Below are 12,645 nucleotides of genomic sequence, written 5' to 3' on the forward strand. Positions count from 1 at the left end.
TGGAGATCTAGATGACTGTATCATCTGAGCAAAGCTTTATCGAATATAATGGTGACGGTGCCACGCAGACTTTCACTGTTCCATTCTATTTTATCCTCAACTCTGATATTTCTGTTACCGTTGCAGACGCATCAGGAAACCTTGATGAGCTTACATATGGCGTGGACTTCTCAGCATCGGGTGGTGGAAATCCAGACGGTGGTACGGCAACGCTCAACACTGCGTATGCATCTGGTTACACCATCCTCATTTATCGTAACCCTCCTGAAACGCAAGAAACAGCATATTATGAGAACGGTAAATTCCCTTCAAAGTCTCACGAGAAAGCGCTTGATAAGCTTACAATGCTTATCCAAAAATATGGATGGTGGTTTGATTCACTTGCTCTGAAAAAGCCAAGCTATCTGGCTCAGTATTATGATGCGCAGGGAAATCGAATCTCTAATCTTGCTGACCCAGTCAATGCGCAAGATGCGGTAACTAAAGGATATGCAGACGCGCAGAATAATAAGACGCTGCGCGTTCCTGAATCAGTGAACCCCTTGCCAAATGCAACAACAAGGGCAGGCAAGTTAGTAGCATTTGATAACTCAGGAAATCCAATTGTAGTTCTACCGTCATCTGGTTCAGCATCTGACGTCATGATTCAACTGGGATCTAATGATGGCGAAAAGTATATTGGAGAATGCCAAACTATAGCTCAACTGAGAACCATTGAGCCATCTTTTGACAAGCAGCGCATCACCGTGCGGGAGCACACCGAAAATACTGGATATGGCGGCGGTCAGTTCCGGGCCATATTGTCAGGTTCGACGTACACTGATAATAACGGGACAATCATCAAGACTAGCGGTGGCGCGGCTTGGGTTAGGTTAAATGTCGGTTATATATCACCGTATATGTTCGGTGCGCTCCCAAGAGTTGATGCTACTACTCCTACGGCGCATACAGCAATTAACGCAGCAATAGCAGCTGCCATTTCACAAAATACAATTATTGATGGATTAGGCGCAACATTTAACATTAATGCTGGATGCTTCGTAAATAACACCTCATCAGTGATCTTACAAAACTTTGGAATTGTTGTTACTAATCCAGAAAGTTTCAATGATGCAGTTTTGAGGGTGAGAAATGCGGATCATGTTGTTCGGCGTATACGTATTGAAGGAAGCAACGGCGCAACAGTTCTTGGAATTAATGTGGAATCTACAGCACCCGGCACAGTTGTTGAGAGTTGTAGAATTGTGAATACCGGACGCACAGCTATCTACAGCACCGCTTCTCGTGTTGTTGCACGAAACAATGTCATAGATAGTTGCGGGCTGCTCGGCATAGGTAATTACCGCTGTAGCATCTGGTTCAACGAGAACGAACATGCCATTATGGAGGGTAATATTTGCACCCGTTGCGCATGGGGTATTTTGATGAGGAACCAGATTGGAACATCTCAAGGTTACTTTAATACCATGCGTAACAACATTGTTGTTTCCGCCTCTGGCACAGATTCTTCCTGTCAAGGGATATCTGCATCTGCACAGTTCCATTTAAGCACCACCGATAACGTTGTGCGTGGATTTCCAAATAATGCGATAGATCATCAAAACTGTTTTGGTATGATTATCACTGGGAATCAAATCCACCAGTGTAGTGATGGCGTTTTTATAGGTGACCGTTCATGTGGTCGCATTATAATCAGCAACAATAACATCGAAGCGTGCAATAACGGGATACAGTACTATAACCCGGCCAACTCCACTCCTGATTACCAAAACCAGACATTTGCTGACGTGCAGATTACGAATAATGTCATTTATACCTCCGCTTTAAAAGGTATTAATATGATTATGACAGGAACTACATCTGCAAACCATATAACGAATATTAGCGGCAATATCGTGGACGGAAATGGAAGCGCAGGTCTTGGTATAGTTTTGAATACTGTAAGATTTGGAAGTGTCAGCCATAACCAAATTCGAAGAGTTCGAGGGCATGGAATAGATGCTACAGAATGTGAAGGAATCCGCTTTTTAGGAAATACAATATTGGATGCAGGATATACCACAACAGGTACATACAATGGAATTAATTTAAACAATTGCTCGCGCTGCAACGCTTCGGATAATAACGCTACTGGAGCAACCATGCTCTACGCGGTCGTTCTTGGGGGTGGTTCCTACAATATGGCTTACACAAACCATGCCAGATCAACAACAGGAGCAACTGCTGTTAATATTTCTGGAGGGACGGGGAATGTTGAGTCCTTAAATATTAAATCATAATTTAAGCGCCCCTCTCGGGGCGCTGGCATTCAGATTGGCATACCATACTTCGCATTCATTTCTCTATCCGGCTGAATTTTTATCTCAATGTTACGAGGTATTAAACCATTTGATTTCAGCGCTTCAGAAATCTGCCGCCCTCTGCTTACAGGGAATGGCCAGTTACCATCTCCCCCTCCTTTTGGAACGTGGAGAATCATTGTTCTCTGGTTGGAACGCACAGCATTAACAACTTGATCTATCATGTCCTGACCAATTGCATTAGCAACAGAGAACGGAACATTACCATTATGAGACTCACGTAAAGAATGATATTGATCTGTAGTCTTGTTAATCAGGCACAATAAAACTATAGGGGTAATATATTGAACGGCCTTAAAGCGCTCAATGACGTAACCAAGCCCTATGCTGGCAGAAACAATCAGGTACATAAAAGAACCCCACATTGCCACAGGTCGAGTCGCATAGTTAGCGCTAGCCTTTGCGCATACCAGAATAAGGGCTAAAGTGGTAATGGCTCCAGAAATCACTGATACCAAGAAAGCGTATCTTTTACCTTCAGTTGTCTCATCTGATTTTCTTCTTAGCAAGAACACCACGCCGCAAACCAATCCAACAGCCAGCACAACGAAGAAGGTGCGATCTGTTAATTTAAGCAGTGAGTAAAATGCATTGACTGTACCTGAAATATCCAGATGATCTTTTGCCATGCGATCTGCTCTTCCCCCGTTCATTTCAAATATAGCGGAAATAACCCACATAGCCAAAGTGATGCAGTGGAAAGGGTAAGCCTTAATCGTCTCAACAATTTTAAATCTGTTGCTAATGAGGTTCAGAAGAAGTACCACACCGCACATTACTGCAAGCACAACACTGGCAAAAATGTTCGAAAATACACATAGGTAAATGGAAAATATCAGAACACCGGAAAAGATCGCTCTTTCGTAAAAGAAGGGCTTTAAGGTTGACGACATTCTTAAAACGTAAAGTGCCAGCGTGCCGTTTATGAGGGCTGGAACAATATAGTGATAATAACAAGTAAGATTTTGCTCCCACAGCAGGTATGGGCTGTTGTTATTGTTTAGAGTTCTGAATAGTCCGAACAAGCACAGTAAGTAGAAGATCACTAAAACTGAACTTGTGTAAGTTGATAACCCTGCGGTTTCTCTCATCAAAACATAGAATTGATAAAGAAACGCCACAACAAGAACCGCAACCAAAACCGCTGTCAAATAGGCGATAGCCTCAAGAAAAGTAAATCCAAGTGGCATTACGACCGATGAGGCAATGTTACCAAAGAGTGGGAAAGCCACCTCAGGCACAACCTTAATTGGATTAAAACCTCCCCACTGTGGATACGCCTGCCTTCCGGAAGAAAGATTGATCCACTCATCACCAGAGATAATTGTCACCGGATGGATAGCAGTAAAAAACACAGCCACTACAGCGAAAACAAAAGTGAATAACACCCACTTTAAATGAGTTTCTTTTTCCAAAGCCTGACTAATCATTTATCTTCCTTCCGATTATCCTTGAGATCGTTTTTGATGATGTAACGAGGTCTTCCCTTAACTTCAACATAAATCCTGCCGATATACTCCCCAAGCACACCTATACCTATCAACTGAACTCCGCCAAGGAAAAGTATTGAAACCAGCATTGATGGATAGCCACGAACCGGATTGCCGAACGCTAACGTGTCGACGATCATCCATGCGCCATAGATGAAGGCCAGGCCAGCAACGAACAAGCCAATATACGTCCACATGCGCAGCGGGAATGTTGAGAAGCTTGTGATACCTTCAAGTGCAAGATTCCATAGCTTCCAGCCATTAAATTTAGAATCACCAGCGACACGCTCTGCGCGAGCATACTCAACAACATCAGTGCGACCACCAACCCAACTCAAAACGCCTTTCATGAAAAGGTTGCGTTCAGGCATTAGCTTGATGTTTTCAACAACATCCCGAGACATCAGGCGGAAGTCGCCAACGTTTTCCTCGATCTGCGGATTGCTGATTTTGTTGTGCAGCTTGTAGAACCACTCAGCAGTTTTGCGCTTCAGTCGTCCATCAGTAGAGCGGTCAGAACGTTTAGCCAGCACCATATCCGCCCCGGCCTGCCATTTCTCTATCAGGTGCGGGATAACCTCAATAGGGTCCTGCAAGTCGACGTCAATTGGGATAATCGCTTCACCGGTCGCGTGGTCAAGTCCGGCGAATAGCGCAGGCTCTTTGCCAAAGTTACGAGTGAATGACAAAGGAACTACAAGCGGATCAGCAATAGAAAGAGCATTTATGATTGATTCAGTGGCGTCTTTGCTGCCGTCGTTAATAAAGACAATCTCTACTTCGTACTGTCTTAGCTCTTCATATTCCCGTACTGTTTTATAGAAGATTGGAATTGCTTCCTCTTCATTAAATACAGGAACGACAAGAGAAATTTTCATTTCGCATCCCTAAAGACAATGAACTTTGAATAGATGAAGCCGAACACCAGACTGATTGCGGAGAACAAAATCAAGGTAATGATCGGAGCCAGTCCAGACTTATCGGCCGCCAAGCCAACTGCGGCGCTAAGTGCCCCCATAAATCCTACATAGAGCATGTAGCGCAGAGTCGTGGTTGATGACTTGAAGGTGAATCTGGCGTTTGCAAAGAAACTGAACGATACAGCGACAACGAAACCGGCAAAGTTGCCGAGAGCTTGCCCTGTATGAAATGCGTATATGCACATGGCGAACACAGCCCAGTGAATGAGCGTGTTAATGACACCTATCGATGTGTACCTGGCGAATAACTTTAACATTATAGAAATCAGTGAATTCGGAAAGGTCTGAAGTGTAGCACCACAAACGCTATTGATCGACACCGCCGATCAGTAATACTGTGTGAATATACAGTAACTATCGGAGGTGAGTTATGGGATTCCCGAGTCCAGCACAAGACTACGTAGAAGAACGCATATCGCTCGACAAGCGCATCATAGCCAGACCTGCGGCTACGTATTTCATAAGAGCTGGTGCGACGCACTATCGCGAGGGCATCATATACGGTGCTTTGCTTGTAGTTGACGCGTCACTAAATCCGTGTGACGGTTCATTGTTAGTTTGCAGAATGGAAGGTGAGCTGAGGATTAAGCGCTATCGTAAGCATCCTCATCCACACCTGGAAGATTTGCAGACGGGCAGGAGAGAGGAGATACCGGTTCACGACGACGGAACGAGCCCGAATGCTATCTTTGGGGTGATCACATACTGCATCAACGATATGAGGGCGGGTGAGTTTGATGACTGTCCGGTTATGTGAGACAGAAATGGGACACACAAAGCTTTGCATCGGTTTGCAAGTCTTTGCATGTTTTTCGAAGATGGGACGTGTGAGCGCCGTAGTGATGGGGTAAGTTGTTGTTAGCTCAGGTAGTTCCAGGAACTTCTAAGCCGTAGGTCGTAGGTTCGAATCCTACAGGGCGTGCCATTTAGCATCAGATATGATTCCCGGTAGCCTGATTCTTGCTACATAAACAGTGTCGGACTTAGCTAACCAACAACACCTGCGTGTGGCAGATAATCATTTGATGGAAGTACATCCACGCTAATGCGCTTACGGAAAGAAATGGAACGTAGCCCGTTTGTATAAAGAACCCAAACGCTTACGATAGCTTATGGGGGAAAATAAACGAAACTAACTATATAAATAGCCTTTAATGAAAAAAGCCATCAAATGATGGCCTTTCAACTATTTAATTCAACTTATCTTTTATCTTGTTTATAAACCATTGTGAACCTGAATCAGTCAAGTGCGCGTTGTCCCATTGCATTGGTCTGACAGGGGATTCACCAACTGTAACCTTGCAAGTGGCATTGTTACAAAGCACACTTAATGCAGAAATGAATTTAGCATTGTCATTGTGAGAAATAATTGATTTTAGCTTAATTTCATTCTCAAAAAGATGCTTCTTACTTTCGAGAAGTTCAATTGGAAGGGTTCTTTGAGGATTTAGACCATTAATCTCAATTTCCTTCGGTAATGGCTCGCTCCAGAAAGGAAATGGACCAATCACAACCGTATGAACTCCCGAATCTTGTAGTGTTTTTAGTGTTTCAGTTAAATATTTTTCGAACGGATATTGAGACCAAAATGCAGCCAGAATAACTAGCTTAGGCTTTGTACTAATAATTTCATTCAAAACATAACTGTTTATGTTTTTACAAAATGGTCTCTGATTGTTTTCAGCGCCAGGTAGTGGGCCGCAGAGACTGGATGTCCTTTGAGTGAATTTGGTATTTTTATTATTTACGTGAAGGCCAGGCATAAGTTGAGCTGCGTGGGAATCACCCCAAATAACAACTGAATCGTTAGTCATTTTGTCAGGGCATTTATCAAATTGCTTATAATCCTGGTTTGGATTAAGGAAGCATGAATCAGGACGCCAGTTTTTATTATTGAATCTATAGCTGGCAATATCGTTCATGTCACCATTAAATCTGAAGCTCATACCATTTGTAAAAGCAACAAATACACATGCTGATACTAATGAGATGCTTATAATGAAATTAGATTGTGTTTTACTTCTGTGTTTAAATTTGGTTTCTATCAAATAATATGAAATTAAAGCAAATAATAATGATACGGCAATGCCTAAAGTAGTATTGAGTACATTATTATTTAAGTTGTAGTATCGCATTGTAACTATTACAGGCCAATGCCACAGATACCATGAATATGATATTGTACCTATAAACTGAAAAATCGAATTTCTGATAATAGTTGAGTTTTGATTATTCGCGATTATAAATATAACGGCTCCAAAAACAGGTATTAAAGTATTTGCACCAGGCCACAAATCGTTGTTGTTAATAGTGAAGATTGATACTATGATTAATAAAATGCCAATGTATGATAGTGCAGGTCTGTTTTTTGCACTTACTTTTGTCGAACTATGAGCATACACTAATCCTCCCGATATCATTTCCCATGCGCGTGTGGATAATGAATAGAAGACCTCTGTTTGGTTATGACCCGAGAGCATTAACATTGTTATAAATGAAACTATCCAGCAAAAAACAAGCGCAGGAAATAATGGGGTTTTTAATTTCCTGATTATTATAATAACAATAGGGAATATCAGGTAAAATTGCCATTCTACTGATAGAGACCATGTATGAAGAAAAAAGTTATTTTCAGAGGATGAATCAAAATAGCTTGAATGTAGTGCGTAATATTTATTCGAGAAAAATAATAAAGATGCAGTAGCATTGGTACTTAATTCTTCATATTCTTTTGTGCTAAGAATGAAAAATCCTGCTACGACCATGAATAAAACTACAAAGCATAACGCCGGGACAATCCGTAAAAAACGCGAGATATAGAAATTAAAAACGAATTAAATTCGACTTTCGTTAATATAATTCCAGTCATTAAAAACCCAGATATCACGAAAAATATATCGACACCGACAAAACCACCGTTTAAGAAAGGGATATGAAAATGATATAAAACGACAGCGATTACTGCGATTGATCTTAGCCAGTTAATGTCGTGGCGGAATTTATCTTTTAGCATTCTTTATTAACCTGTAAGTATTATTTTTATCATATTGCTGCAGTTATGCTACTAATACAATACCTGGCTAACACATCAGCAATAAGAATAGTTTATCATTTTCAATTTGCACGGTCGATAGGGTTTAACATTAAATCTGTAATGGATCTCTCTTTTTTATTAGAGAAAAACATCGCAATGATACTTTTCATTATGATTTTAGCAAATCTTTAGATTGGGATAACAAATATATTGATAATGCCTGAGCAAGTCGACGAGATATCTGTCACACTGCAACAATATGAAAAGGGAGATTAAATAAATCCTAAACATGCCACAGGACGCTCTAAAAACAAACCCCGCAGAGTCACGGGGTTTATAACTATGCTATCTGCTTTTTCTTCTTATAGGAAAAGATATTTTTTTCGATTGTTTTACCTATAGAGATGAATGGTCTTTCCACATAAAAATGAAGCATTGTACCTGCTGCTAAGGTGATAGTGAGCATCATTGATAGTCTCCCTAAGCCGTTTGTTGTTATAATGAATTCTGGTTTGTAATAGTTGGCTGGATTGATGAAAAGATAGTGTGATATGTAAATTGAGAATGAAATATCTGCCAGATATCCTAAAAGTTTGCTCTCACCAAATCCTACAAATTTATCGTAGAACAGGAATCCGAAAAGAAGAATTGCAGAAATAACACCCGCCTTATCCATTCCAAATCCGGTAAAGTGACCACTCAAATAGTTAGTGATAAAGATTCCTGTCGACACCATTAATACAAATTTAGCGATACCGCGACTTACATTGATATTTATATTTCTGTATAGTTCATAAAAGAGCATTCCGACCACAAACTCTATAAGCATCGGGGAGGATATAAATCTGAGCAATCCGTAGGTATAGTAGTCAGAAGGGATGTTTGCCGCCGCATTTCCGTTTATGGAAATTGTCCCATTAAAGTAAACCTGCAATATGAATACAGGCGTTACTAAAAAGATGGATGTTAATATGGTTCTATACTTATGGCTAAATGCCATTGCTACTGCAAATAATGCATAGAAGTAAATTTCATAAGTTAATGTCCATGCCGGACCAAGAACATTATATCCAAAGCCTGGTGATTCAAGAGAATAATCCCTGTGAATGAAGAAAAGACCACGAAGTAAATTCTCAGATGGGTCAAATTGATATACAGTGATCACGCCAATAACAAAAACTACTATAAAAGCTGGATAAATTCTAAAAAAACGTCTTGTTGCAAAAATCGCTTTGGATGTAATGTTTTGTGTTGATAAAGCGATAATGAAGCCACTTATCATAAAGAAAATATCGACTCCAAAAGCACCAGAACCAAACAAAATCTGTCCCAAATCTTTCTGGGCATAAACCCCATTTAGATATCCCTTGAAGTGATAAAGGACAACAGAAATACCTGCGATTCCACGCAGAAGATGTATAGATTGTATTTTATTGTTCATAGCCTTGGTAGTTATCCATTTAAAATATTCTTTATGTTAGGTTAAGTTTTTAAATTTTTCTAATATCCAGGAGAAAATTTATCGAGGTAAGCTGCTTTATTGTTTGTTTATACAAGCCTGTATTCTATCTCTTCCCAAAATGCAATATGTAAAATCATCAATGATGACAAGAGAAGGAACGCTCCATGATAACTTTATGGTAATCCTCGTAGCGTTAACGAATTCTTCCAATCTGACAACCCATTTAGATAAAGAGCTTCTGGATAATGTCATGTATAGATTGCTCCGAACGTAAAAAAGAGTGGTTCTACCTTGCAAAGGCACATAGGCTACCATCATCTCGGCCTAAGATCGACGCCCCTGCAATTTTTGGGCATTGTGTCACGTGAAGCATCCCCTGGTCATTTTTTGCTTCCTTGCTATTGAACGACACGGTCAAACAATGGTGCTGCCATGGTAAAAAGTAATCATCAAATGTGCATTATGCGATTGCCATCATTCGCACGATACAACTTTGAGGAGTACATATCATTCGAACACCACATCATAACTGGCCTGACCTATCCCTTTAGATAAGGTATTCTAATTGGCGGCAGTCATACGTAAATCAGGTTTTTTTCAGGAATTTTTGAATCGTATGTCGTAGGCTCGAATCCTACAGGGCGCGTGCCATTGATCTCCTTATCTGCCATATTTGAACTGCAACATATCCCTGCTTTACTGAAAGGTGATTAATCCTGCGATGAGGGCTCACCCGTGGCATATGTTGAAAAAGCACTTCGGTTTAATCCTGCCTCACCTGTCTTTCAGGAAAATCTTCATAACGTCTACCACCACATGCGAAACCACCAGCCTGTAGCGCGAATCGGCAAAACGTGGGTGCTTACCCGCTATCAGGATGTTTATCAGACGCTTAAAGAGCGAGCATTCGTCTCCTCGGGTATACCTGAAGATGTGCATAGCGAAATGGAAAAAGAGTGCTTCAGCCTCTCGCCCCCCATACGCGATCTTCTCTACGGCATTGTGCTGTTTGAAGACGGGAATGTGCATCGCGCGCACCGTCAGGCGCTGCAAGCTCTGTTTACCGGCGAATCCTGGGCTGCGTTAACCCAGTTGATTTCTGACGAGTCACATACGTTGGTGGCAGAGTTAACCACCACCGGCACGATTGACGGCATTCGCCAGATTGCTGCCCCGCTCTGGGGGAAGCTGTTCACCGCCTGGCTCAACCTGCCGGAAGCGCAGCAGGAGGTGGTTGAACAAGAGAAAAGTGCCATCAGGCTGTTGCTGGACCCCAGCGCAATTGATCGAGAGGGATTACAGCGGCTGATCGTGGCGCTTTCTCGTCTGGATGACAGTTTTCGCCAACTCGCGCAGGCACACAGCCAGGGTTACGACTCGCTTTTTTATCGCAGCCTCCTGAAAGGATATGGCGGCGATCGGGATGCGCTTGCAACGCGGTTCAGCACAGATTGCGTCACCATGCTTATCGGCGGGAGTGAAACCAGCGAAGCGTTAACCGGAAACCTGGCGTATATGCTGGCACAACATCCTGAATTACAGGCGCGCGTCAGAAATAACACGCTGCGGATGAGAGATGTCGTTAGTGAAACCATGCGCTTTGAGTCTCCATTGCAGATGGGCAGACGAAAAGTAGTGGCTCCCGTGCAATTTCTGGGACGCGAACTTAAAGCGGGGGATAACATCTTAGTATGCCTTGGCTCTGCAAATCGCGATGAAAGCGTATTTGAAGAGGCGTGGCGTTTTATTCCTGGCCGCAAGAATGCCCAACGTCAGCTGGGATTTGGCGCAGGCGTGCACCAGTGTATTGGACAACTGCTGGCGCAGTGTCAGGCTGAAACCCTTGCCATGGCTTTATGCGAACGCGGGACGCTCTCTCTCGACGGTGAGGCTAAATGGTCGACGCGAAGCCTGATTCTGAGAACGCTGGAGACGCTGCCGGTAAAAATTACCTGAGGTAATAATAAGGACAACGCTATGAAGGGAATCATATTTTCACGGCGCCAGTGGTGAACGTTTTTTATTCTTAAATTGTCAGATAAATAACGACGTAATAAATAGAAGGCTAATGATATTTTGTAGTGTGTTGTCTTAAGGTTTTCTTAATCTTTAATTAATCCGTTTTTTAAATCTGGATTTTTATCACTTCACTCGTCGCAAAAAAGAAATTTTACACTTTTACGCTTAAACTGGATTGATACTAATTATCATTAGCGTTTTTGTATGCTTTAATCCTGTCCCACAACGCTATGCGTCATTATTCCCGTTGCTCTATTAAGGATATGTTCATGAATTCTCGCCTGCTGTCCTGCTTCTCGCTTGCCTTGTTGTCATCATCGCTTTTCCTTTCCACACAATCCGTTGCCGCTGATAACAGCGAAGGCATTGTGGTATACAACGCGCAGCATGAAAACCTGGTGAAGTCGTGGGTTGACGGTTTTACCAAAGAGACCGGCATTAAGGTCACGCTGCGTAACGGCGATGACAGCGAGCTGGGTAACCAGCTGGTTCAGGAAGGCAGCGCATCACCTGCAGACGTATTTCTGACGGAAAACTCACCGTCCATGGTACTGGTGGATAATGCCAACCTGTTTGCCCCGCTGGATGCAGACACCCTGAAGCAGGTACCGGCAGAGTACCGCCCGGCGCATGGCCGCTGGATCGGCATTGCCGCCCGCAGCACCGTATTCGTCTATAACCCGGCAAAACTGAGCGAACAGCAGCTGCCTAAGTCGCTGATGGATCTGGCCAAACCCGAGTGGAAAGGCCGCTGGGCGGCATCACCGTCAGGCGCGGATTTCCAGGCCATCGTGAGCGCAATGCTGGCGCTTAAAGGCGAAAAAGCCACGCTGGAATGGCTGAAGGCGATGAAAGCTAATTTCGTGGCCTATAAAGGCAACAGCACCGTGATGAAAGCCGTCAACGCCGGCCAGATTGATGGCGGGGTGATTTATCACTACTACCGTTTTGTCGATCAGTCCAAAACGGGTGAGAACAGCAAAAACACCAAACTCTACTACTTCAAACACCAGGATCCGGGCGCGTTCGTCAGCCTTTCCGGTGGTGGCGTGCTGGCGTCCAGCAAACACAAAGCGCAGGCCCAGGCGTTCATTAAATACATTACCGGTAAAGAGGGCCAGGAAAGCCTGCGCACCAACAATGCCTTTGAATATGCGGTGGGCGTGAACGCGGCCTCTAACCCGAAACTGGTCCCGCTGAACGATCTGGATGCACCGAAAGTTGAACCTTCAACGCTCAACAGTAAAAAAGTTATCGAGCTGATGACGCAAGCCGGTCTGCTGTGATCCTGAGAGTGAAG

At 42.9% G+C, this 12,645-nt stretch carries 10 protein-coding genes; 4 read left to right on the forward strand and 6 right to left on the reverse strand.

All coding sequences use genetic code 11. From position 1 onward, the window contains the following. The first annotated feature begins 11 nt into the window (after window positions 1-11). Window positions 12-2,279 carry a NosD domain-containing protein gene (locus L383_RS24500; protein WP_023332281.1) on the forward strand — a complete coding sequence of 756 codons (2,268 nt, stop codon included), beginning with the start codon at window positions 12-14 and terminating at the stop codon, window positions 2,277-2,279. Between the two features lie 29 nt (window positions 2,280-2,308). Here the strand turns inward: L383_RS24500 and L383_RS22685 are convergent, their stop codons facing one another. The 3 genes from L383_RS22685 to L383_RS22675 are packed head-to-tail and all read right to left on the reverse strand — an operon-like array spanning window position 2,309 to window position 5,087. Further along, window positions 2,309-3,790, reverse strand: a complete 1,482-nt coding sequence (locus tag L383_RS22685) for a hypothetical protein (protein ID WP_023332282.1) — start codon at window positions 3,788-3,790, stop codon at window positions 2,309-2,311. Continuing rightward, window positions 3,787-4,728 carry a glycosyltransferase family 2 protein gene (locus L383_RS22680; RefSeq protein WP_023332283.1) on the reverse strand — a complete coding sequence of 314 codons (942 nt, stop codon included), beginning with the start codon at window positions 4,726-4,728 and terminating at the stop codon, window positions 3,787-3,789. Before L383_RS22680 ends, L383_RS22685 begins: the two co-directional genes overlap by 4 nt. Next, window positions 4,725-5,087, reverse strand: a complete 363-nt coding sequence (locus L383_RS22675) for a GtrA family protein (protein WP_023332284.1) — start codon at window positions 5,085-5,087, stop codon at window positions 4,725-4,727. Before L383_RS22675 ends, L383_RS22680 begins: the two co-directional genes overlap by 4 nt. Window positions 5,088-5,200: 113 nt before the next feature. Here L383_RS22675 and L383_RS26180 point away from each other — a divergent pair, with 113 nt between their 5' ends. After that, a complete protein-coding gene (locus tag L383_RS26180) occupies window positions 5,201-5,587 on the forward strand; it encodes a HumD family translesion DNA polymerase (protein WP_023332285.1) in 387 nt (128 codons plus the stop codon). A 433-nt stretch (window positions 5,588-6,020) separates the two neighbouring features. On the opposite strand, the gene L383_RS24640 is transcribed toward L383_RS26180, so the two are convergent. The 3 genes from L383_RS24640 to L383_RS22660 form a co-directional block, all read right to left on the reverse strand. After that, on the reverse strand, window positions 6,021-7,646 hold the full coding sequence (locus L383_RS24640) for an acyltransferase family protein (protein WP_111970420.1): 1,626 nt from the start codon (window positions 7,644-7,646) through the stop codon (window positions 6,021-6,023). Next, window positions 7,604-7,843 (reverse strand): acyltransferase family protein, encoded by a 240-nt coding sequence (locus L383_RS25780; protein ID WP_109927557.1) that lies wholly within the window; start codon window positions 7,841-7,843, stop codon window positions 7,604-7,606. Before L383_RS25780 ends, L383_RS24640 begins: the two co-directional genes overlap by 43 nt. Before the next feature lie 361 nt (window positions 7,844-8,204). Further along, a complete protein-coding gene (locus L383_RS22660) occupies window positions 8,205-9,305 on the reverse strand; it encodes an acyltransferase family protein (protein WP_023332287.1) in 1,101 nt (366 codons plus the stop codon). A 756-nt stretch (window positions 9,306-10,061) separates the two neighbouring features. Here L383_RS22660 and L383_RS22655 point away from each other — a divergent pair. Both L383_RS22655 and L383_RS22650 read left to right on the forward strand, forming a co-directional pair. Beyond that, on the forward strand, window positions 10,062-11,282 hold the full coding sequence (locus L383_RS22655; RefSeq protein WP_023332288.1) for a cytochrome P450: 1,221 nt from the start codon (window positions 10,062-10,064) through the stop codon (window positions 11,280-11,282). Window positions 11,283-11,614: 332 nt separating this feature from the next. Further along, window positions 11,615-12,631 (forward strand): iron ABC transporter substrate-binding protein, encoded by a 1,017-nt coding sequence (locus tag L383_RS22650; protein ID WP_014882857.1) that lies wholly within the window; start codon window positions 11,615-11,617, stop codon window positions 12,629-12,631. Window positions 12,632-12,645 lie beyond the last annotated feature (14 nt).

Origin of the sequence: Enterobacter sp. MGH 37, assembly GCF_000534515.1 — a bacterium.
Classification (GTDB): domain Bacteria; phylum Pseudomonadota; class Gammaproteobacteria; order Enterobacterales; family Enterobacteriaceae; genus Enterobacter; species Enterobacter kobei.

Bases quoted from the DNA above. Each gene is read 5' to 3' on its own strand.
- L383_RS22660 (WP_023332287.1), bottom strand. From the start codon at position 9,305: ATGAACAATAAAATACAATCTATACATCTTCTGCGTGGAATCGCAGGT.
- L383_RS22680 (WP_023332283.1), bottom strand. From the start codon at position 4,728: ATGAAAATTTCTCTTGTCGTTCCTGTATTTAATGAAGAGGAAGCAATT.
- L383_RS22685 (WP_023332282.1), bottom strand. From the start codon at position 3,790: ATGATTAGTCAGGCTTTGGAAAAAGAAACTCATTTAAAGTGGGTGTTA.
- L383_RS24500 (WP_023332281.1), top strand. From the start codon at position 12: ATGACTGTATCATCTGAGCAAAGCTTTATCGAATATAATGGTGACGGT.
- L383_RS22675 (WP_023332284.1), bottom strand. From the start codon at position 5,087: ATGTTAAAGTTATTCGCCAGGTACACATCGATAGGTGTCATTAACACG.
- L383_RS25780 (WP_109927557.1), bottom strand. From the start codon at position 7,843: ATGCTAAAAGATAAATTCCGCCACGACATTAACTGGCTAAGATCAATC.
- L383_RS22650 (WP_014882857.1), top strand. From the start codon at position 11,615: ATGAATTCTCGCCTGCTGTCCTGCTTCTCGCTTGCCTTGTTGTCATCA.
- L383_RS26180 (WP_023332285.1), top strand. From the start codon at position 5,201: ATGGGATTCCCGAGTCCAGCACAAGACTACGTAGAAGAACGCATATCG.